The 20,992-nt window shown below is 66.8% G+C and carries 21 protein-coding genes; 6 read left to right on the top strand and 15 right to left on the bottom strand.

What is annotated here, in order from left to right:
- Positions 1–104: 104 nt before the first annotated feature.
- Together AC1D2F_RS13605 and AC1D2F_RS13600 are read right to left on the bottom strand one after the other, a co-directional pair.
- Positions 105–869: a hypothetical protein gene (locus tag AC1D2F_RS13605; protein WP_476966937.1), complete on the bottom strand. Its 765-nt coding sequence runs from the start codon at positions 867–869 to the stop codon at positions 105–107.
- 119 nt (positions 870–988) lie between these two features.
- On the bottom strand, positions 989–1,564 hold the full coding sequence (locus AC1D2F_RS13600; protein ID WP_018775913.1) for a helix-turn-helix domain-containing protein: 576 nt from the start codon (positions 1,562–1,564) through the stop codon (positions 989–991).
- Positions 1,565–1,848: 284 nt separating this feature from the next.
- Between AC1D2F_RS13600 and AC1D2F_RS13595 the strand changes: the two genes are divergently transcribed.
- Positions 1,849–3,372: a sodium:solute symporter family protein gene (locus tag AC1D2F_RS13595; RefSeq protein ID WP_364747635.1), complete on the top strand. Its 1,524-nt coding sequence runs from the start codon at positions 1,849–1,851 to the stop codon at positions 3,370–3,372.
- 92 nt (positions 3,373–3,464) lie between these two features.
- On the opposite strand, the gene AC1D2F_RS13590 is transcribed toward AC1D2F_RS13595, so the two are convergent.
- Complete coding sequence (locus AC1D2F_RS13590; protein WP_229995645.1) at positions 3,465–3,701, bottom strand: hypothetical protein; 237 nt, start codon at positions 3,699–3,701, stop codon at positions 3,465–3,467.
- Between the two features lie 261 nt (positions 3,702–3,962).
- Here AC1D2F_RS13590 and AC1D2F_RS13585 point away from each other — a divergent pair, with 261 nt between their 5' ends.
- Entirely contained in the window at positions 3,963–5,210 is a 1,248-nt protein-coding gene (locus AC1D2F_RS13585) for a VIT1/CCC1 transporter family protein (RefSeq protein ID WP_476966936.1), read from the top strand.
- Complete coding sequence (locus AC1D2F_RS13580; RefSeq protein ID WP_476966935.1) at positions 5,210–6,142, top strand: matrixin family metalloprotease; 933 nt, start codon at positions 5,210–5,212, stop codon at positions 6,140–6,142. Before AC1D2F_RS13585 ends, AC1D2F_RS13580 begins: the two co-directional genes overlap by 1 nt.
- An 84-nt stretch (positions 6,143–6,226) precedes the next feature.
- Here the strand turns inward: AC1D2F_RS13580 and AC1D2F_RS13575 are convergent, their stop codons facing one another.
- The 4 genes from AC1D2F_RS13575 to AC1D2F_RS13560 all read right to left on the bottom strand — a co-directional run bounded on the left by AC1D2F_RS13575 (position 6,227) and on the right by AC1D2F_RS13560 (position 9,816).
- Positions 6,227–7,003, bottom strand: a complete 777-nt coding sequence (locus tag AC1D2F_RS13575) for an SDR family NAD(P)-dependent oxidoreductase (protein WP_229995767.1) — start codon at positions 7,001–7,003, stop codon at positions 6,227–6,229.
- A gap of 28 nt (positions 7,004–7,031) precedes the next feature.
- Positions 7,032–8,405, bottom strand: coding sequence for an MFS transporter (locus tag AC1D2F_RS13570; protein ID WP_414645539.1), 1,374 nt, complete (start codon positions 8,403–8,405; stop codon positions 7,032–7,034).
- A 194-nt stretch (positions 8,406–8,599) separates the two neighbouring features.
- Positions 8,600–9,307 (bottom strand): FadR/GntR family transcriptional regulator, encoded by a 708-nt coding sequence (locus AC1D2F_RS13565; RefSeq protein WP_229995765.1) that lies wholly within the window; start codon positions 9,305–9,307, stop codon positions 8,600–8,602.
- 14 nt (positions 9,308–9,321) lie between these two features.
- A complete protein-coding gene (locus AC1D2F_RS13560) occupies positions 9,322–9,816 on the bottom strand; it encodes an SRPBCC family protein (RefSeq protein WP_476966934.1) in 495 nt (164 codons plus the stop codon).
- 39 nt (positions 9,817–9,855) lie between these two features.
- Here AC1D2F_RS13560 and AC1D2F_RS13555 point away from each other — a divergent pair, with 39 nt between their 5' ends.
- Positions 9,856–10,629 (top strand): gamma-glutamyl-gamma-aminobutyrate hydrolase family protein, encoded by a 774-nt coding sequence (locus tag AC1D2F_RS13555; RefSeq protein WP_364747624.1) that lies wholly within the window; start codon positions 9,856–9,858, stop codon positions 10,627–10,629.
- 129 nt (positions 10,630–10,758) lie between these two features.
- Here AC1D2F_RS13555 and AC1D2F_RS13550 read toward each other — a convergent pair whose 3' ends face one another.
- Genes AC1D2F_RS13550 through AC1D2F_RS13525 form a run of 6 tightly spaced genes read right to left on the bottom strand, consistent with a single transcriptional unit; the run spans position 10,759 to position 16,736 of the window.
- The gene (locus tag AC1D2F_RS13550) at positions 10,759–11,793 is read right to left on the bottom strand and encodes a Gfo/Idh/MocA family protein (RefSeq protein ID WP_476966933.1); all 1,035 of its coding nucleotides are present in this window, start codon (positions 11,791–11,793) and stop codon (positions 10,759–10,761) included.
- A complete protein-coding gene (locus AC1D2F_RS13545) occupies positions 11,790–12,575 on the bottom strand; it encodes a TIM barrel protein (RefSeq protein WP_476966932.1) in 786 nt (261 codons plus the stop codon). Before AC1D2F_RS13545 ends, AC1D2F_RS13550 begins: the two co-directional genes overlap by 4 nt.
- A complete protein-coding gene (locus tag AC1D2F_RS13540; RefSeq protein WP_229995760.1) occupies positions 12,575–13,675 on the bottom strand; it encodes a Gfo/Idh/MocA family oxidoreductase in 1,101 nt (366 codons plus the stop codon). Before AC1D2F_RS13540 ends, AC1D2F_RS13545 begins: the two co-directional genes overlap by 1 nt.
- Positions 13,676–13,706: 31 nt before the next feature.
- The gene (locus AC1D2F_RS13535) at positions 13,707–14,624 is read right to left on the bottom strand and encodes an ATP-binding cassette domain-containing protein (protein ID WP_229995759.1); all 918 of its coding nucleotides are present in this window, start codon (positions 14,622–14,624) and stop codon (positions 13,707–13,709) included.
- 14 nt (positions 14,625–14,638) lie between these two features.
- Entirely contained in the window at positions 14,639–15,688 is a 1,050-nt protein-coding gene (locus AC1D2F_RS13530) for an ABC transporter permease (RefSeq protein ID WP_229995758.1), read from the bottom strand.
- Between the two features lie 52 nt (positions 15,689–15,740).
- Positions 15,741–16,736 (bottom strand): substrate-binding domain-containing protein, encoded by a 996-nt coding sequence (locus AC1D2F_RS13525; RefSeq protein ID WP_229995757.1) that lies wholly within the window; start codon positions 16,734–16,736, stop codon positions 15,741–15,743.
- Between the two features lie 348 nt (positions 16,737–17,084).
- Between AC1D2F_RS13525 and AC1D2F_RS13520 the strand changes: the two genes are divergently transcribed.
- Together AC1D2F_RS13520 and iolB are read left to right on the top strand one after the other, a co-directional pair.
- The gene (locus tag AC1D2F_RS13520; protein ID WP_229995915.1) at positions 17,085–17,825 is read left to right on the top strand and encodes a GntR family transcriptional regulator; all 741 of its coding nucleotides are present in this window, start codon (positions 17,085–17,087) and stop codon (positions 17,823–17,825) included.
- Positions 17,826–17,908: 83 nt separating this feature from the next.
- Complete coding sequence (iolB, locus tag AC1D2F_RS13515) at positions 17,909–18,829, top strand: 5-deoxy-glucuronate isomerase (RefSeq protein WP_229995914.1); 921 nt, start codon at positions 17,909–17,911, stop codon at positions 18,827–18,829.
- Positions 18,830–18,856: 27 nt separating this feature from the next.
- On the opposite strand, the gene AC1D2F_RS13510 is transcribed toward iolB, so the two are convergent.
- Both AC1D2F_RS13510 and AC1D2F_RS13505 read right to left on the bottom strand, forming a co-directional pair.
- Positions 18,857–19,684 carry an aldo/keto reductase gene (locus tag AC1D2F_RS13510; RefSeq protein ID WP_476966931.1) on the bottom strand — a complete coding sequence of 276 codons (828 nt, stop codon included), beginning with the start codon at positions 19,682–19,684 and terminating at the stop codon, positions 18,857–18,859.
- Positions 19,685–19,712: 28 nt separating this feature from the next.
- On the bottom strand, positions 19,713–20,963 hold the full coding sequence (locus tag AC1D2F_RS13505; RefSeq protein WP_476966930.1) for an MFS transporter: 1,251 nt from the start codon (positions 20,961–20,963) through the stop codon (positions 19,713–19,715).
- Between the last annotated feature and the right edge of the window lie 29 nt (positions 20,964–20,992).

The following is a 20,992-nucleotide window of genomic DNA, read 5'->3' as shown; positions in this document are numbered from 1 at the left end:
TGGCACGTTACGCGACGGCCCCGGGCATTAATTTGCCGTTTCCGGCAGATTGCCGGAATGTGACGCAAGTCTCACCCAGGCCAATCTCGCGCAGGAACGGGGGGTCAGCTGTACTTGAGGCTGAGCAGCAGGCGCTTGAGCTGGCTGTACTGCTCCGTGGTCATCCAGGCCTTGGCGGCGTCGACGGAGGCGAACGCAGGGCTGCCGAAGAGCACTTTGGCCTCGGCCCCGCCGTTGGCAAAGCTGACGTAGGCGGAGCCGGAGTCAGAGACCGGCGGCGTAAAGTCGCGCTGCTTGCGCACGCTCATGTGGAAGTCGGACTGATCGGCGAAGGAATCAAACGCGAAGCCGAAGGCCAGCTGTTCACCGTCCATATCTTTCAGCCCCGGCACCGGAGCGGCGTCCAGCACGGTGCGGGCCACCGGGCCCGAAGCGTTGCTGGCGCTGGTGCTGCTGATGATGGAAGCCAGTTCGTTGCCCGTGGCGTCGGCGATGACCGCTTGCACGCCCTGCAACTTGCCGGCGTTCTTGGCTGAGCCCACTGTCCGGATGGACCAGTCACTCGGATACGAAAAGGACAGATGCCCGTCCGGGAAAGTAAAGGTTTTCCCGCCGGCCACCGCGCTGGCCGTCGGCGTGGCCGGGACGGGAGTGCCGGAGGTGGGTCCGGGCGTGGCTGCAGCGGTGGAGGACGCGGCTGATGCCGCCGGGCCGGATTCCTGTTGCGCCGGGGCGGTCGTTGCGGCGCTGGCAGGGCCGGTTCCGGTCTCGCCGGCACGCTGGCCGGCCGCGGCGCACGAGCTGAGGCCAAGGGCGGCCGCGAGCACGGCGGCCAGCGACAGGGACAGAAAGATGTTCTTGCGGTTCATGGAATCCCCCAGTTGAAACTGACGCGAGCGGCATCCGCTCGTTCTGTACATTTCCGGATTGCGCGGAGTGGTTACATTGGCGTGGTTACGTTTGCGGTGGTTGCATTGCGGCCCCGCCCTCAGCGGCTGGCGGCAGGCACCAGCACCCACAGCACCTCGACGGCGTCGTCCGTGGGATTGACCCAGGTGTGTGGTTCCCGGCCGGGGAACGTCACGGTGTCCCCGGTGCTGAGCTCGAATTCCTCGTTGGTCAGGATCAGCCGGATGCTGCCCTTGACCACATGCAGGACGTCGACATCGCAGTCCACGGCGTAGAGTTCGGACTCGCCGCGCCCGCGCGGCTCGATCACCGCCTGGATGATCTGGACGCGGCGCTCGGAGCGCGCGGTCAGCAGCCGCTCGACGATCCCCTCGCCGCCGAGGGAGATCCGGGGGCCTTCGTTCTGCTTCGTGAGGTGCGTTTCGGGGGCGGCAAAGAGGTCGCCGATCGAGATGGACAGGACCTGGCACAGCGTCACCAGGGAGGCTACCGAGGGCGAGGTGAGGTCCCGCTCGACCCGGCTGAGGAATCCCTTGGTGAGCCCGGTGGCATCTGCGACCTGTTCAATGGTGAGCCGCTGGGACTGCCTGGCGGCGCGGATCCGTGAACCGATGGCAACGGGAACATTGCTCGGTTCAACTGGTAGAGCCTTCATCTAGGAACCTTTCACGGCCGGCCGCTTGGCCCCATCATTGGAGCAATCCTAGCGGGAGCAGGCCTTCGTGACGCGGATGCGGCGGCGGCACGTACTGCGCCTTGACTGTTACCGGGGTCACAACATACTCTTTTGGGCAACATGTGTTGCCTATTAGGCAATACCGGAGGTTCCGACGGACATCCTCCTCCAACCACTTCACGCAGCAGCAGCCTTGCCGAACACACTGTTGAGGCCCGGCAATGCCCGCATCCCGCTGCCAACCAGCTCCAAGGAGCCCCATAATGGACGCAAGTTTCGTCAACATCGCAATCGTGGTGGTGTACCTGGCCGCCATGCTGGCGTTCGGATGGTGGGGCAAGTCCCGCACCAAGAACAATAGCGACTTCCTCGTCGCCGGTCGGCGCCTCGGCCCGTTCCTCTACACCGGCACCATGGCCGCCGTCGTCCTGGGCGGCGCCTCCACCGTCGGCGGTGTGGGCCTTGGCTACAAGTTCGGCATCTCCGGCATGTGGCTCGTGGTCGCAATCGGCGCCGGCGTGCTGCTGCTGAGCCTGCTCTTCGCCCCCACCATCCAGAAGCTCAAGATCTACACGGTTTCGCAGATGCTGACCCTGCGTTATGGCAGCAAGTCCACGCAGACTTCCGGCATCGTCATGCTCGCCTACACGCTGATGCTGTGCGCCACCTCCACCAGCGCGTACGCCACCATCTTCGTGGTGCTCTTCGGCTGGGACCGCGCCCTCGCCATCGCCGTCGGTGGCTCAATCGTGCTGATTTACTCGACCATCGGCGGCATGTGGTCCATCACCCTGGCGGACCAGGTCCAGTTCGTCATCAAGACGGTCGGTATCTTCGTCCTGATGCTGCCCTTCACGCTCAACGCCGCCGGCGGACTCGACGGCATCCGTGCCCGTGTCGACGCCAGTTTCTTCCAGATTGACGGCATCGGCGTCCAGACGATCATCACCTATTTCGTCGTCTACACCCTGGGCCTGCTGATCGGCCAGGACATCTGGCAGCGCGTCTTCACCGCCAAGACCCCGACAGTTGCCCGCTGGGGCGGCGCCACGGCCGGCGTCTACTGCATTCTCTACGGTGCGGCCGGCGCCCTGATCGGCCTCGGCGCCCGCGTCGCGCTGCCGGACATCGACGTCGCCAACCTCGGCAAGGACGTTGTCTACGCCGAGGTCGCCACGCAGATCCTGCCGATCGGCATCGGCGGCCTGGTGCTCGCCGCGGCCGTCGCCGCCATGATGTCCACTGCCTCCGGCGCACTGATCGCTGCCGCCACGGTGGCCCGCGCCGATGTGCTGCCGTTCGTCGCCAGCTGGTTCGGCAAGAACATCAACACCGACGACACGGACAACCCGGAGCACGACGTCAAAGCCAACCGCATGTGGGTCCTGGGGCTCGGCATCGTGGCGATCCTCATCGCCGTAATCACCAAGGATGTAGTCGCGGCGCTTACCATCGCCTACGACATCTTGGTCGGCGGCCTCCTTGTGGCCATTCTCGGCGGCCTGGTCTGGAAGCGCGGCACCGGTCACGCAGCAGCGGCTTCCATGGCCGTGGGTTCAGTCATTACCCTCGGCACCATGATCGTCCTGGAGATCAACGCCGAGGTACCGCTGGACGGCATCTACGCCAACGAGCCGATCTACTTCGGCCTGGCGGCCTCGGCGATCGTCTACATCGCCGTGTCACTGCTGACCAAGCCGACGGATCCCGCGGTCATGAAGAACTGGAAGCGGCGGGTTGCCGGCGAGGCATCCGAGGACGAATCGATTACCGTTCCGGCGCACTAGGTTCCGCTGGTTTACTTTCCGCGGGTTAATGACGGCGGTGCCTCCCCTCGCAGGGGGAGGCACCGCCGTCGGACTTTAAGGCCTTTGGCGAATCATTCATTCTCCTCCGGCTCAAGGAATTCTTCCCCTTCCAGGGGCACCACCGGCTTCTCGTCGCCCAGGAAGTCCTCCGCGTCCAGGGGAACGAGCCGATCGGCCTCTTCGAGAAGCTCCTCGTCCTCGGTCTCCGCGGCATCGCTGACGGGCGCGTCCTCGGCGTAGTCGTAGGCGGGATCGGACTCGAGTGACTCCCGGGCCGGCTGGATGGGATGTGATGCGGTGCTATCCATGGTGCAACCTCCGTGCGGCTTCGGTGGCGGCAGAGGCCCGGGGACCCCGCCCTGGGTTTCATTCGAACACCGCGGACACGGACGGTCAAGGGCCCACAATTGCTGCCGGAAAGCAGCCGCGGACGGCTCCGCCGCGGCAGGGCAGTTACGGCCTCCCTAAACTTTCCGCTGAGGATGGCCAGCCGGAAAAGCGCGGAATTACGGGGTACTCTGGAGTCGCAATGGGGCCGGACCACGCCCGACCAAACCCAGGAGTTTTTCGTGTCTCAGCACACCGAATCGGACTGCAACGATTCCTCGCAGCAACACCCGACACCAGCCTCTTCGGACCGCACGGATCCGCGTCCCGCCCCGCCACACGCCGCCACTGCCCCCGCCGCAACTCCCAGCACAGCACCAAGCTCGGCTCCCAGTTCAGAACCGAGTTCAGAACCGAGCGCCGCGGACGTCAAGCGCTGGCGCCAGTATCTCGCCGATGAGCGTGCCGAGGCGGCCGTCTACCGGGACCTCGCGCAGAACCGCTCCGGCGAGGAGCGCGCCATCCTGCTGGCGCTGGCCGAGGCCGAGGGGCGCCATGAGGCACACTGGCTCCAGCTGCTGGGCGAGCACGCCGGCAAGGACCGGCATGCCTCACTGCGGAGCCGCCTCCTGGGCTTCCTGGCCCGGCACTTCGGCTCGGTCTTCGTCCTGGCCCTGGCCCAGCGGGCGGAGAGCCGCTCCCCGTACGCCACTGAATCGTTCGCCACGCCGGCCATGGTCGCCGACGAGCAGATCCATGAAGAAGTGGTCCGCGGGCTGGCCACCCGGGGCCGCAACCGGCTGGCGGGAACGTTCCGGGCCGCCGTCTTCGGCGCCAACGACGGGCTGGTCAGCAACCTGTCCCTCGTCATGGGCATGGCTGCCTCGGGCGTGGGAAGCCAGGTGGTGCTGCTCAGCGGCGTCGCCGGGCTGCTGGCCGGCGCACTGTCCATGGGGGCCGGCGAGTTCATCTCCGTGCGGTCCCAGCGGGAGCTTCTCGCCGCGACCCGTCCCACCCAGATCACGTTGGCGGCGGCGCCGCTGCTGGACATCGAGCACAACGAACTCCTGCTCGTCTACCTGGCCCGCGGCATGTCCCGGGAGGCCGCAGAGCACCGCGTCGCGGAGCGGATGGGCCTGCTGGACTGCGACTGCGATCCGAGCCTGTCCCTGCGGCCGGAACTGCCCGAAAGCGGGGACCAGCACGAGGCAGTCGGCACCGCGTGGGGCGCGGCGGCGTCGAGCTTCTGCTTCTTCGCCTCCGGTGCGATCGTGCCCATCATCCCGTTCCTGCTCGGCATGACGGGACTCGCCGCACTGCTGGTTTCCGCGGGCCTCGTCGGCTTGGCACTGCTGCTCACTGGTGGTGTCGTGGGCCTGCTCTCGGGCACTTCGCCCGCCACCCGCGGCCTGCGCCAACTGGCCATCGGCATGGGCGCCGCCGGCGTGACGTACTTGCTGGGCATGGCCTTTGGCGCTGTGGTTGGCTAGTGGACGATCCTGTTTTTCGGGACCGCGGGCCACGGCACAGCCGGGGCACCACGGCGCTGCGGGTTGTCAGAAACCTTGCCGCCGCCGCAGTAATCGCCGGCGGAGCCTTCCTCACGGCCGGACTAATCTACGGCGACCCCCGGTTCACGGGCCTCTTCGAGGTCAACCGCGGAACGCACAACGCAGGCCGTGACCTGCCGGTGGCGCCGCGGTCCGGCCAGGAGTCCGGCCAGCCTGCCGTGCCGGCCGGAGGGGACCGGACGGACACTCCCCCGCCCGGGCTCGAGGAGCAGGACCAGCCCCTCGGCACGCCCCGGAAACCGGAGGCGGCCAGCACCTCCTATAAGTTCCTCGCGACGAACGACGACGGCGCCCCGGTGGGTTACTCGCCGTGCCGGCCGCTGCACTACGTCATCAACGCCGCCCTGGCCCCGCAGGGCGCCGAGCGGCTCGTGGAAGACTCCATCCGGACGATCTCGGAGGCTACCGGGATCACGTTCATCAATGACGGCCCCACGTTTGAGTCGCCCTCGCCAACCCGCGCGCCCTACCAGAAGGATCTCTACGGGGACCGGTGGGCGCCGCTGCTGATCGCCTGGACCACGCCGGAGCAGGCCCCGCAGCTCAAAGGTCCGGTGATCGGCACCGGCGGCAGCACCCACTTCAGTTTCGGCGACGGTCCCAAAAGCTTCGTCACCGGCAGCCTGGAACTGGATGCCCCGCAAATCGCGGAAGACCTGGACCGGTCCGAGGGTGCGGCCTATGCCACGGCCGTGATCCTGCACGAACTCGGCCATGTGATGGGCCTGGAGCATGTCGATGACCCGGCCCAGCTGATGTACCCGGAGATCGGAGCCCCGGACGGGCTAGCCGACGGCGACCTGAACGGGCTCTACGAGCTCGGCCACGCCCAGTGCCGCAAGGACCTCTGACACCCGTTGCGCTATCACTTTTGGTGGCCATTCCGGGGTTTTAAGGCCTGGAAGTGATAGCGCAACGGGGTGGGGGGAGGTCGGTCAGGAGACCTGGAGGCCGCCGTTGATGTCGTACGTGGCCGCGGTGATGTAACCGGCGTCCGGCCCGAGCAGGAAGGCGATGAGGGCCGCCACTTCCTCGCGGCTGCCGACCCGTCCCATCATGATGCCCTCGGACATCTGCGCCTTGCGGTCCTCGCTCAGCGTTCCGCCCATGATGTCGGTGTCGATGGGGCCGGGGGCGATGGCGTTGACGGTGACGCCGAATTCGCCCACTTCGCGGGCCAGAGCGCGGGTGAAACCGATGATCCCGGCCTTGGACGCGCTGTACGCGACCTTGGAGTAGGTGCCGCCGCCCCGCTGGGCAGAAATCGAGGAGATGCTCACGATCCGCCCGAGCTTGCGCTCGATCATGCCCTTGAGCACCCGCTGGGAGACGATGAAGGATCCGCGCATGTTGATGGCGAAGACCTTGTCCCATTCTTCGACAGTGGTTTCCATGAACGTCGTCGGGGAACTGATGCCGGCCAGGTTGGCCAGGGCCACGATCGGGGGCAGCGAGCCCTCGATTTCCGTGATGGCCCGGTCTACCGACGCGGCGTCGGAGACGTCCGCGCCGACGCCGATGGCCTTGACGGCACGGTTGGAACCGATTTCGGCGGCAGCCGCGGCAGCATCCTCGGCGTTGATGTCCAGGATTGCGATGGACCAGCCCTCGCTGGCCAGGCGGTCGGCGGCGGCGCGGCCGATGCCGCGGGCTGACGCGGCGCCGGTCAGGACCACGGTGCGTTCGGTGGGGAAGGGGGTAATTGATGTCATGACGAAGGTTCCTTCAGGGAGTTCGGGATCAGGGTACTTTGGCCGTGTCGACGGCGGCGGCCGCTGCGACCGCGGGGTCCAGGGCGGCGTCGCCTTCGGGGCGCTTACGGGCATACAGGTAGGTGGCCACGGCGGTGAGGCACAGGCAGAGGGAGAGGAACAGCAGCCCGCTTTGGTTGCTGCCGGTAGCGTCCTTGAGGAGCCCGACGGCGTACGGGGAGACGAAGCCGCCGAGGTTTCCGAGGGAGTTCACCAGGGCGAGGCCGGAAGCGGCGGCCGCACCGGTCAGTGCGGCAGAGGGCATCGAGAGGAACGGGGCAATGGCACCGTAGATCCCCATGGCCGAGAGCGTCAGGCCGACCATCGCGAGGAACGGGTTGACGGGCAGCAGGTAGCCGGCGGCGAGGAGTCCAACGCCCGCGAGCACCATGCTGACCGCTGAGTGCCAGGCACGCTTGCCGGTCCGGTCCGCGCGCTTGCTCCAGAAGTAGACGAATACTGCGGCCACGGCATAGGGGATGAAGACGATGAAGCCGACTTCAGCCGTGGAGAACTTGCCGAGGGCTGCGACGATGGTGGGCATCCACAGGCCCAGACCGTAGATCCCGCACACCAGGCCGAAGTACAGGGCGGAGTAGACCAGGGTGCGCTTGTCCTTGAGCCCGGCCATGAAGTTGTGCTTCCCGGACTGGGACTTGGCCGCCAGTTCGGCGTCCATGGTGGCGGTGAGCCAGTTGCGCTCGTCGACGTTGAGCCATTTGGCGTCCCGCGGGCGGTCCGTCATGAGGATGGGCGTCAGCAGTCCCAGGGCGATCGCCGGGATGCCTTCGATGATGTAGAGCCACTGCCAGCCCTGGAGGCCCATGATGCCGTCCATCTGCAGCAGGAGCCCGGAGACCGGGGCGCCCAGCGCATTGGATACGGGCTGGGCGAGGATGAAGATGCCCAGCACGGTGACGCGCTGCGCGGCGGGGAACCACAGCGTCAGGTAGAACAGGATCGCCGGGAAGAATCCGGCCTCGGCGGCACCGAGCAGGAACCGGATGATGTAGTAGGTGGTTTCACCGTTGACCAGGCACATCGCGGTGGCGAAGATGCCCCATGTGATCAGGATGCGGGCCAGCCACTTGCGGGCGCCGAACCGGTACATGCCGGCGTTGCTGGGAACCTCGAGGAGGGCGTAGCCGAGGAAGAAGATGCCGGCGCCAAGGCCGTAGGCAGCGGCGTTCAGGCCAATGTCCTCGCTCATGGTGAGCTTGGCGAATCCGACGTTGTTGCGGTCCAGGTAGGCAACGAAGTAGAGCAGGACAATCAGGGGCATGACGCGGCGGCGGACCTTACGGAGCGTGCGGTCGCCCAGTTCGCCGAGTCCGGAAGACTTGGGGGCTAATGAAGTCATCATCGACCTTCTTACGTGGTTTCCTGCCCTGCGGCTGTGCCGGGCCAGGAAATCGGTGGATTGGGGTAGGTCATCCTGCCCGCTTGGAAGCGCGTGCTGCAGGAATCTTGTTGAGTCAGATGTCAGACATCTGATTCAAGAACTAGGCACGATCCTAGAATGTGATTCGGGTTACGTCAAGAGCCCGGGGGTGGACGTCAGGACTTGGCGCCCCGCACGTAGCGTTCGTAGTCAGCATTTGTCTGGTCCATGTGCTCGTCCATCGCCTGCCGCGAGCGCTCGGCGTCACCGCTGAGGATGCTGTCCATAACCCGTTGGTGGTAATCGATGGCGTGCTGCTGGATCACGCCGACAGCCGACGTTTCGCGTCGGGTGATGTACAGCAACTGGCCCAGCTGGCCGAACAGGGCACGGACGAACGGGTTGCCGGAAGCCCTCAGGACGGCGTCGTGGAAGCCAATGTCCGCTTCGACGAAGCGGTCCAGATCGCCTGACTCGTGGAAGCGCTTCATGTCCTCAATGCACTCGCGCATCCGCTCGGCGTGCTCCGGGGTGTAGCGTTTGGCGGCAAGCGCGGCTGCCCCGGTCTCCACCATGCGGCGCATCTCGATCAGTCCCACCGAGACCTGTTCGGCCGCGTTGCCGTGCGAGGCCGCCTTGAAGATCGCGTCCAGGCCGGTCCAGTTGTCCGTGGGGTTGACGAAGGTTCCCCTGCCGGCCTTCACGTAGAGGATGTTTTGTGCGCGGAGCGCCTTGAGGGCTTCGCGCACGGTCAGCCGGCTGACGCCGTAGGCCTTGGCGATGTCTGCTTCCGGCGGAATCGTGCTGTGGGGTTGGAGCTTTCCGTCAAGGATTTCGTTTAGCAGGCCGTCGACGAGATCGTCGACCAGTGTCCTGCGGCCCATCCCAGTTCCCACCTTCAGTCGCCTTTCGTGCTGCCATCCACATTACCCAAGTCCGGGTGCGCGGCCATGTATGCGTCGAGCAAGGCCAGTGTCTGTTCCAGGTTGGCCGGATGGCGGCGCAGGTAGCCGGCCAGCCGGAGCAGGCTCTTGCCGCGGACCGGCCGCGCGTCCCATTGTTCGGTGACCAAGGTGCCGGCGGTGCCGTCAGGGCCAGTGGATGGTTCGAGCAGGTAGCGCCACGCGTGGCCGTAGAAGTGCCGCCACGCGATCCGGCGGCCTTCGTCGAACTCGCAGACCCTATTGAGGATCTTGTAGTTCACCCGCATGTTCATTTGCATGCCGAACCTGGCGCCGAGGTACAGCCGCCGGGGCCCGCGCGGCTGGGCGCCCTTGACGGTGCCCGAGCCGTCAATCACGCTGTGAAGGGCGGGCGTGGCGAGCACGTCGAAGATGGCACTGGGGGCAGCGGCGATGTACCGGCTGCGGGACACAAGATAGCGGGCGTTCATCTGGCAATCCTAGTCCGGGATCATGTTGCAGAATGAGGCATGCAGACTTCCCGCAACCTCCTTGGCGGCCGGCCGCGCATCGGCGTTCCCGTCCGCCTGACCAGCTCCTCCGATCCGGACCCGCGCGTGGCGAAAGCCAACGGATTGTTCGGATACATCGTGGAGTTGCTGCGTGAGGGCGGCGCCGAACCGGTGCCGCTCACCGCTGCCGGAATGCACGACGGCGGTCCCGCGGCAAAGCTGGCGTCTCTCGACGGCGTGGTGCTTCCCGGCGGCGGCGACCTCGCCCCCGGCCTCTACGGCGAGACACAATCCGATCTCTGCTACGACGTCAGCCATGCCCAGGACGAGCTGGACCTCGCGGTGGCGCGGCACGCGATCGATGCCGGGGTGCCGGTACTGGGCATCTGCCGTGGGCATCAGCTGCTCAACGTGCTCTACGGCGGGACCCTGGTCCAGGACATGGAGCCGGGAATGGTGGCGCACCGCGTTCCCGCACCGGCGCACGGGTCCGGTCCGTGGGCCTGGCACGAGGTGACGGTTGGGGCCGGTTCCAAGGTGGCCGCCCTGTACGGGAGCGGATCCGGTGCCGTAAGCGTGAAGATCGCCTCGGGTCACCATCAGGCTGTGGCCCGGGTGGCCGGTGGGTTGCAGGTGACGGCCGTGGCGGAGGACGGGACGGTCGAGGCGCTGGAGGATCCGGAGCGCTGGGTGGCCTCGGTCCAGTGGCACCCCGAAGCCTTGGAACTCCCCGCCGGGGAGCGGCTCGCGCCGTTCCGGGCCTTCGTGGAGGTGTGCCGAACCCGGCCCTGAGATCAGACCGGAAACCCCGGTGCCCTGGGCTCCGGGGTTTCCGTTTCACTGCATTCGATCCGGGCCAGTGGCCTCGCCCGAGGCCGCGCTCACCCGGCGACGCTCAGCCGGCCGCGCTCAGGGCCACGCTCACCTGGCGACGCTCAGGGCCACGCGGACCGGCACGCCGGTGGCCAGCGATTCCTGCGCGGCATCGGCCACCCGGGACGCCGCCACGGCGTCTTCGGGGGTGCAGGGGTTCTCCCGGCGGCCAAGGATCAGTTCCACGAAGGCARCCATCTCGGAGCGGTAGGCCTGGTCGAACCGCTCGGCAAACGTCAGGTGCGGTTTCCCGGCGGGGAACGTGATCCCGGCTTCGGCGGAGGCCAGCGCCGCCTTGTTGTCCAGACCCACCATCAGCGAACTCCGGGAGCCCTGGATTTCCAGCCGGACGTCGTGGCCGGCCCCGTTGTAGCGGGTGGCGGAAACTGTTCCCACGGTGCCGTCGTCGAACGTCACCAGCGCCAGGGCCGTATCCACATCACCGGCCTCGCCAATGGCCGGATCCCCGTTGTTGGAGCCTTTGGCGTACACCTCGACGATTTCGCGGCCCGTGAGCCAGCGCAGGATGTCGAAATCGTGGACCGAGCAGTCCCGGAACAACCCGCCCGAGCCGGCCAGGAACTCGACCGGCGGCGGCGTCATGTCGCAGGTGACTGCGCGCAGGGAATGGATCCAGCCCAGCTCGCCGGCCTGGTAGGCGCGGCGGGCTTCCAGGTAGCCGGCGTCGAACCGGCGCTGATGCCCGATCTGGACCACGCCTTGCCGGTCCCGGATGTAGTCGAGCACCGGCAGGGCATCGGTCACGTTCAGGGCTACGGGCTTCTCGCAAAAGACCGGGATCCCGGCGTCCACACCCGCCTTGATGAGTTCGGGGTGGGTTCCCGTTCCGGTGGCGATGACCAGGCCGTCGAGCCCGGAGCCAAGCAACGCCTGCACCGACGGCAGGAATTCCGCGCCGAGACCGGAGGCCACCGTCCGGGCATGCTCGTCGGCGACGTCCGTGAGCCGGAGCCGGACGTTGATGCCCTGCGGATTCATGACCTCGTTGAGGGCGGCGATGTTGTTGGCATGCATGACGCCGATCCGCCCGACCCCGACGAGTCCGAGAACGACGTCCTTCATGCGGCTGCCTTGGCGGTCACGGTGAACGCTGAACGGAAGGCCTCCAGGGCCGCGTAACTGTCTCCACTGGCCCAGGCTTCCATGCCCACTGTCCCTTCGTAGCCTTCCTCCGCGAGCGCCCTGGCGACGGCCGCATAGTTGATTTCCCCGGTTCCGGGTTCACAGCGGCCGGGAACGTCCGCCACCTGGATTTCGCCGATGTACGGCAGGGCACTGCGGACGAGCTCGATCAGGTTCCCCTCCCCCATTTGGGCGTGGTACAGATCCAGCATGAGCCTGGCGTTCGGGTGCCCGGCGGCCTGCACGAGCGCCAGGGTGTCCTTGGCCCGGGCCAGCGGGATACCGGGGTGATCCAGGATCGTGTTGAGGTTCTCGAGGCAGTACGTCACCCCGTACTTCTCACCGAGCTGCCCGAGCCGTTCCAGGGTCCGGGCGCCGGTGGCCCACATGTGGCCGCTGGACCGGTAGACCGGCCTGGCGGCATGGCCGTCGACGAGTTCCGCCGGGTGGACCACCAGCCGGCTGACGCCAAGCTCCAGGGCAGTAGGGATCAGGGACTCGGCGGTCCGCACGACGTCGTCCGCGGTGTCGGGATCCACGAGGCTGCCGGAGATGTATCCGGTCATGGACGAAAACACCGCCCCGGTGGCCTTGAGCGCGCCGATGTCTTTGGACCGCGAGTCCCAGAGCTCGACGTCGAAGCCGGCTTCGTGGAGCCGGCGCACCCGCTCCGTGAACGGCAGGTCCGTGAAGACCATCTCAGCGCAGACGGCGAGCCGCATCAGAGGACCGCCCTCTCGTTGACGGCCACCGGCGTGCCCTGCTTGACCGACTCGATGCAGGCCAGCGCCATGGCCAGTGCGCGCCGGGCGTCATTGGCGCCCGGCGTGAGCGTGAACGGCTTCGACGCCGGCGCTGTATCGTCACTGCGGCCGTCGCGCCGGGCGCGCACGGCGTCGGCGAAGTCCACGAGCTCGTCCGTGTAGGCCTGCCGGAAGAGCTCGACGTTCAGCCGTGGGGTGTCGGCGGACATCCCCTCGGCGGTGTACCGGCGGGCGGCGGTTTCGGTGGCGCGGCCGGCCTGGACCATGCCGCGCGAGCCGAAGACCTCCCCACGGATGTCGTAGCCGTACAGTGCGCTGAAGTTCGCCTCGGCGACGGCGATTGCGCCGTTGCTGTACCGGATGGTCACGACGGCGGTGTCCAGGAAGCCCTGGTCCCGCAGGCCCGGTTCCACCAGCGCGTCCGCGACGGCGTAGACCTCCACGGGTTCGGCGCCTTCGTTGAACCAGTTCAGGGTGTCGAAGTCGTGGATCAGGGTCTCGAGGAAGATGGTCCACGCCGGGATCCTTGCGGCGTGGCCAATGCTTCCGCTGCCCGGGTCCCGGGTCAGCGAACGCAGCAGTTGCGGCTCCCCCGCGATTCCCGCGGCGAGGTCCTTCTTGGCTGCTTGGAAGTCCGCGGCGTACCGGCGGTTGAAGCCGATCTGGAAGTGCACCCCGGCGGCTTCGACGGCGGCCAGGGCCGCGTCGAGCTCCTCGAGCCCCAGGCCCGCGGGCTTCTCACAGAAGACGTGCTTTCCGGCGGCTGCGGCCTGGCTGATCAGGGCGGAGTGGAAGCGTGCGGGGCTGGCGATGACGACCGCGTCAATCTCCGGGTCGGCCAGGAGGTCGGCGGCGTCGGCGGTCACCTTCGTGGTGCCCAGCGCGCCGGCCAGCGCTTCGGCGGATTCAAGGTTCGGATCCGCGATGGCGGCAAGGACGGCACCGGGGACGCGGCGGGCGATGCTCTCGGCGTGGAAGGCGCCCATCCAGCCCGAGCCGATGAGCCCGATCCGCACGGGCAGGGCGACGTCGGACGGGTTGCGGTTGAGGTAAGCCAAAGGCTTGTCCTTTCAGGAATTGGGACGGCAGTTACTCGTAGGTCTTGCCGGTGGTCTGGGACACGTCGGCGACTTCGCTCTGGACTTCCTTGACCACGTCGCCGTGGCCTCCGAGTTGTTCAAGTTCGTGGGCGAGTTCGGCGAGTTCGGCGCCGCCGGCCATTTGGGCCGTGAGTTCGTCGAGGGTGATGTCCTTCTTGTCGTAGTAGCCGATCGATTTGCCGCGTTTGAGCAACAGGAAGCGGTCCCCGACCGGGAAGGCGTGGTGCGGGTTGTGGGTGATGAAGATGACGCCGAGGCCGCGGTCGCGGGCCTGCAGGATGTAGCGGAGCACCACGCCGGACTGCTTTACGCCCAGGGCCGCGGTGGGCTCATCCAGGATCAGGACCTTCGCGCCGAAGTACACGGCACGGGCGATCGCGACACACTGGCGTTCACCGCCGGAGAGCTGGCCGATGGGCTGCTCCACGTCGCGCAGGTCGATGCCCATCGCGGCGAGTTCCTTGAGCGTGATCTCCTTCATCTTTTCGACGTCCATGCTCTTGAACGGGCCGAATCCAGAGGTCAGTTCCGAGCCGAGGAAGAAGTTCCGCCAGATCGGCATCAGCGGCACCACCGCGAGGTCCTGGTAGACGGTGGCGATGCCCACATCGAGGGCGTCACGGGGCGAGCTGAACTTCCGCTCCTCCCCCATGACCTTCAGGATCCCGGCGTCGTGCTGGTGCAGGCCGGCGATGATCTTGATCAGCGTGGACTTGCCCGCGCCGTTATCGCCCAGCACGCAGGTGACGCGGCCGTTGTCCACTGCCATGGTGACATCGGACAGGGCGATGATGTTCCCGTAGTGCTTGGCGACCCCGTCGAGGGAGAGCAGGTGCACGGGGGTGTGGGTGAGTGGGTCTTTTTCGTTCTGGAGCAACGTTTGCTGGTCGATCTCTTTGGCATTCATTTTTCCGGGCCCCTTTACTTCAGTTCCGCGCGGCGCTTGACGATGAGGTTGACGATGGTGGCCAGCAGCAGCATCAGGCCCAGGAAGAACTTGAACCAGTCCGGGTTCCACTGGGCGTAGACGATGCCCTTGTTGGCCATGCCGAAGATGAACGCGCCGATCGCGCCGCCGATCGCCGAGCCGTAGCCGCCGGTGAGGAGGCAGCCGCCGATCACCGCGGCGATGATGTAGAGGAACTCGTTGCCCACGCCCTCACCGGACTGCACGGTGTCGAAGGCGAAGAGGTTGTGCATGCCCAGGACCCAGGCGCAGAAGCCCACGGCCATGAACAGGCCGATCTTGGTGGCCTTGACCGGCACACCCACGGCGCGGGCCGCGTTCGCGTCGCCGCCGACGGCGAAGATCCAGTTCCCGACCCGGGTCCGCATCAGCACCCAGGTGGCCACCGCGACCAGCGCAAACCAGTAGAACACGGTGATTTTGATGTCGACGCCGCCGATGTTCACCGAGGAGGCGAAGACCGCCCGGGCGGAGGCGAAGCCGTCCATGTTGGAGATCGAGGGTGAGGACACGGAGCCGCCGATCAGGCGCGTCAGGCCCAGGTTCAGGCCGGTCAGCATCAGGAACGTGGCCAGGGTGACGATGAAGGACGGCAGCTTGGTCTTGATCAGGATCCACCCGTTGATGAACCCGATGGACAAGGAGACCACCAGGGCCAGGGCGACGCCGACCCAGACGTTCGTGGTGAAGTACCAGCTAAACAGCGACGCCGTCAGCGCCGAGGTGATCACCGCGACACCGGTGGAGAGGTCGAACTCCCCGCCGATCATGAGCAAGGACACCCCCACCGCCATGATCCCGATCGTGGAACTGCCGTACAGGATGGTTGCCAGGGCACCGGGCTGGGTAAAGGTCGGGGACACCAACGCGAAGAAGATGAAGAGGACGATCGCGCCTACCAGGGCACCGACCTCGGGACGTCCGAGCAGTTTCTGGAACGGACTGCGCTTGGCGACGCGCTCATCGGGCGCCGGCGACTTTGTCTTTGTCTGGGTGATGGTCATGATGATTCTCCTTGCTGCCGGGCCGGCGCGAACCGGCCCGGCCAGCGGGCTGTTAGCGGACGCCCTGCTGGGCGAAGGTCAGGACATCGGCCGCATTTGATTTGTCGATGACCGCCGGGCCCGTCAGCACAGGCTGGCCGCCGCCGATCTTGAAGCCGCCGCGCTTGTTCTGCCAGATGGCGTCGACGGCTCCGTAGCCCTGCAGCCACGGCTGCTGGTCCACGGTGAACAGAACTGCACCATCCGCGATCTTCTGGGCGAGATCCGCGTTCAGGTCGAAACTTGCAACCTTGGCAGAGCTGCCGGCGTCGGTGACCGACTTGAGGAGAGTCAGCGTGATGGGGGCGCCGAGGCCGATGATGACGTCGGCGTCCTTGGAAGCCTGGAGCTTGGCCGTCGCGGTGGACTGAACGGAGGTCATATCCTTGCCATCGACGTAAAGGATCTCCGTTCCAGGCACCTTCGCCTTGACGCCCGCGCAGCGTGCTTCAAGTCCCACGTGGCCCTGTTCCTGAATCACGCAGACCGGGTGCTTGAAGTTCTCTGCCGCGAGCCGGGTGCCGACTGCCTCACCGGCGAGCTGCTCGTTGGAGCCGAAGTGGGTGAAGGCTCCGAGCGCCTGGGAGACCCCTTCGCCGGCGTTGAGGCTCACAATGGGGATGCCGGCGTCCGTGGCCTTCTTCAGGACGTCTTTGAGGGCTTCAGGCTTGGCGAGCGTGACCGCGATGCCGTCGACCTTCTGGTCGATAGCCTGCTGGATGAGTTGGGCCTGGCGCCCGGCTTCGGGATCCGACGTGTAGAGGAGCTCAACGTTGTCCTTCGCCGATGCTTCCTCGGCGCCCTTGCGAACAATGTCCCAGAAGGTGTCACCTGCTGCTGCATGGGTGATCAGGGCGATCTTGATCCGGTCTGTAGTGGCAACTTGGCCTCCGCCAGCCGCATTGCCTGAGTCTGCGGGCTTCCCGCCGGTGCTGGAACACGCGCTCAGGGCCAGCATGGGTACAACGGCCGCCACGAGGGTCGCCTTCCGCCACGAGAACTTGGTCACGATCAATCTCCTTTGATTCCGGGCCACGCCGGCCGCTTCATCGCGTCGGTCCATGAGCCATCTACAACCGATCATGGTGACTCCAATCACAGTTGTCAATAGTTTGTCCTGACATTAGGATGTTTTGACGTAATACAATGCCGAAGAGTCGACAAATTTTCGGACCTGACCATGCCGAACGCGTCCGCCCGGCCCCTACACCCCCGGCCCCTCAGGGTGGCCCTTGGCTGCCCGTGGCGGCCCTGCTACTATCAGAAAAAGGCAGTATGTCCTATCAAGCGAACATAGCCTGACATGCGCGGATAGGCCGGCACTTCGGCCGCCGCGGAGCACAAGGGAGCACGCCCAGTGACGAATCAACTTAATCTGCGGATCGACCGCTCTTCCCCAGTGCCGCTGTACCACCAAGTGGTGCAGGGCATCGAGGCCGCGATACACACGGGGCTGCTGGAACCCGGCAGCCGGCTGGAAAATGAGATCGACCTGGCCGCCCAGCTGAACCTTTCCCGGCCCACCATGCGCAAAGCCATGGATGAGCTGGTCCGCTCCGGCCTGCTGGTCCGCAAGCGCGGCGTCGGCACCCAGGTGGTCTCCAGCCAGGTCCGCCGCCCGCTGGAACTGTCCAGCCTCTACGACGACCTCAGCAACAACGGCAGCAAGCCCACCACCGACGTGCTCAGCTTCTCGCACGAGGAGGCGGACGCCGTGACCCGGACAGCACTGCACCTTCCGGCCGGCGCCAAGGTCTACCACTTCACCAGGCTCCGGAAAGTGGGCGGCAAGCCGCTGGCCCTGATGGAGAACTGGGTGCGGGACGACATCACGGCCATCGACGAGGCGAGCCTGGGTTCGCAGGGCCTCTACGCCATCCTGCGCAACGGCGGCGTGAACTTCCGCCTCGCCTCGCAGCGGATCGGCGCCATGATCGCCAACGACTACCAGGCGCCGCTGCTCGAGACCACGCCCGGCTCCGCCCTGGTCACCATGGAGCGGACCGCCGTGGACGACACCGGACGCAATGTGGAAACCGGCCACCACGTCTACCGGGCGGATTCCTACAGCTTCGAAATGACACTGGTTCAAAGATAAGAGTTCAGCGACGGGCGCCACCGGCTCCACCCCCGCACAACACACGCGCCTTCCTCCGGCGCGACAACGAAAGGGCAGCTTCCATGGCCAACTGGGTCTATCCGCTCGGCACCGCCGCCGAAGGCAAGTGGGACATTTCCATCGGGACGTCAGATTCGGGACTGGAGGTGGACGGCTGGGCGCACACCGGGCTGAAGGTCGCCACACTGGCGGCCGGCGGCGCCGTCGCGCTGGACGCCGCGGCGGAGGAACGCATCGTGATCCCGCTCAACGGCTCCTTTGTGGCGACCGTGGACGGGCAGGACTATCCCCTGGCCGGTCGGGACAGCGTCTTCAGCGGCCCCAGCGATGTGCTCTACACCGGAGCCGCCAAGGCAGTGACCATCACCTCGGCCGACGGCGGACGCGTGGCGGTAGCCACCGCCCCGGCCAAAGCCTCCTACCCGACCCGCCTCATCACCGCCGCCGAGACGCCGGTGGAACTGCGTGGAGCAGGCAACTGCTCCCGCCAGGTGCACAATTTTGGCACCCCCGCCGCGCTGGAGGCGGACCGTTTCATCGTCTGCGAGGTCCTCACCCCGGCCGGAAACTGGTCCTCCTATCCCCCGCACAAGCACGATGAGGAAAAGGACGGCGAGACCAGCCTCGAGGAGATCTACTACTTCGAAACCCGCGTGACGCCCGGAGCGCCGCAGCGGCCCGGCGCCGACGACGCGATCGGCTACCAGCGGGTCTACGCCTCCGACGACCGGCCCATCGACGTTGCGGCCGAGGTTCGGACCGGCGACGTCGTCCTGGTGCCCTACGGCTGGCACGGACCCGCCATGGCCGCCCCCGGCTACGACATGTATTACCTCAACGTCATGGCCGGCCCGGGCCCGGTCCGCGACTGGCTGATAAGCGATGACCCGCACCACAGCTGGATCCGCCAGACCTGGGAGGGCCAGGACCTGGACCCGCGGCTGCCGTTCGGCCGCCAGTCCGGCGGCTGGGCCGGCAGTTAGGCCGCTAGGCCGCACAGGCCCGGACGGTTAGCCGTTAAACGTGGCCGGGTGTGGTCCGGTGCGTCCGTTTCGCTCCAGGGAATTCACGGCTTCCAGTTCGCCCATGGCAAGATCAAAGCCGAAAACCTCCAGGTTCTCCCGGATCCTGGCCGGCGTCACTGACTTCGGGATGACGATCCTTCCCTGCTGCAGGTGCCAGCGCAGAATGATCTGCGCCGGGGTTCTGCCGTGCCGGGCAGCGATCTCCCGGATGGCCGGATCTGCCAGCAGGGCACCCTGGGCCAGCGGGCTCCAGGCCTCCGTCGCAATGCCCTGCGCCGCGTTGAACACCGTCACTGCGTGCTGCTGCAGGGCCGGGTGCAGCTCCACCTGGTTGACGGCCGGCACCGTTCCGCCGAGGTCGATGAGCCGCTGCAGGTGTCCCGGCTCGAAATTGGAGACGCCGATGGCCCTGACCCGGCCGTCGGCAAGGAGTTTCTCAAGTGCCAGCCAGGAGTCGGCGTACTGGTCCGATGCCGGCGCGGGCCAGTGGATCAGGTAAAGATCCAGGTAGTCGAGACCCAGTTTGTCCAGGCTGGCGTCGAAAGCAGCCAGGGCCGGCTCGTAGCCGAGGTCGTCGATCCAGAGCTTGGACGTGATGAACAGGTCCTCCCGGCCGATCCCGGATTCGGCGAGCGCGCGGCCAGTTCCGGTCTCGTTTCCGTAGATGGCGGCCGTGTCGATGCTCCGGTAGCCGGCCGCGAGCGCCGCTGCTACCGCCTCGGTGGTCTCGGCGTCGGGAATTTGAAAGACGCCGAAGCCCAGCTGTGGCATGCGTACCCCGTTGTTGAGGACGATATTGGGGATCGAGTTCATGGTGTCTCCTGTTGTTGTGGTCGGGCGGTCAGCGGGCAACGGCTGCAGCCTCGGTGGCCGGAAGGTCGGTGCTGGATTCCGCCGCTGCTGCGGCGGGAACGGTGGATCCGCCGGCCGCCGGCAGGTCGGCGTCGTTCTTCTTGGCAGCGGCTGCCGCGAACGCCATCACCGCCAGGCCCAGCAGGGTAATTCCGGCGCCGGCCCAGATGGGCGAGGTGTAGCCGAGGCCGGCGGTGATGGTGACGCCGCCCATCCAGGCTCCCAGGGCATTGCCGACGTTGAAGGCGCCGATGTTCGCGCCGGAGGCCAGGGTGGGAGCACTGCTGGCGTACTTCATGACGCGCATTTGCAGGCCCGGAACCGTGGCGAAGCCGAAGCCGCCCAGCAGCACCATGGAGGCGATGGTCACCGGCTGGTTGCCGGCGGTCAGGGCGAAGACCACGAGCACCACCACCAGGACGGCGAGCACGACGAGCAGCGTGTGGTCCACATTCTTGTCGGCCGCCTTGCCGCCGACGGTGTTGCCGATGAAGAGCCCGACGCCGAAGAGGATCAGCAACCACGGGACCGTGGTGGCGGAGAAGCCGGTGACCTCGGTGAGGGTGAAGGCAATGTAGGTGAAGGCGCCGAACATGCCGCCGTAGCCGAGGATGGTGACGAGGATGGAGAGCCAGACCTGTCCGGACCGGAAGGCGCGGAGTTCCCCGCGAAGGCTGCCAGCGGCGTCGCCGGAGCCGGTCTTCGGCACCAGGGCCAGAATGCCGGCCAGGGCGAGGACGCCAATGACCGTGATCGCCCAGAACGTGGAGCGCCAGCCGGCGGCCTGTCCCAGCATGGTGCCGAACGGGACACCGAGCACATTCGCCGCCGTCAGGCCGGTGAACATGATCGCAATCGCCCCGGCCTTCTTGGTGGGCGCCACCATACTGGCGGCCACCACCGCGCCGATGCCGAAGAACGCGCCGTGCGAGAGCGCGGCGATGATGCGGCCGGCCATCATCATCGAATAGTCGGGCGCGAGCGCCGAGACGAGGTTGCCCGCGATGAAGAGCACCATCAGCACGGCCAGCACAGGCTTGCGTTCGAACCGCGTCACGGCCGCAGTGAGGCCAAGCGCCCCGACCACGACGGCGAGCGCGTAGCCGGAGATGAGCCAGCCGGCAGTGGCCTCGGTGACGCGGAAGTCTGCGGCCACTTGCGGCAGCAGGCCCATGATGACGAACTCGGTGAGTCCGATGCCGAACCCGCCGAGGGCGAGGGCTATCAGGCCAACAGGCATGGAGGTGCTCCTTACAAAGCTGTACGGGA

Source organism: Arthrobacter sp. P1_B3, assembly GCF_056406615.1.
Note: the sequence above shows the minus strand (reverse complement) of the source record. Positions and strands in the feature narration are given on the sequence as shown.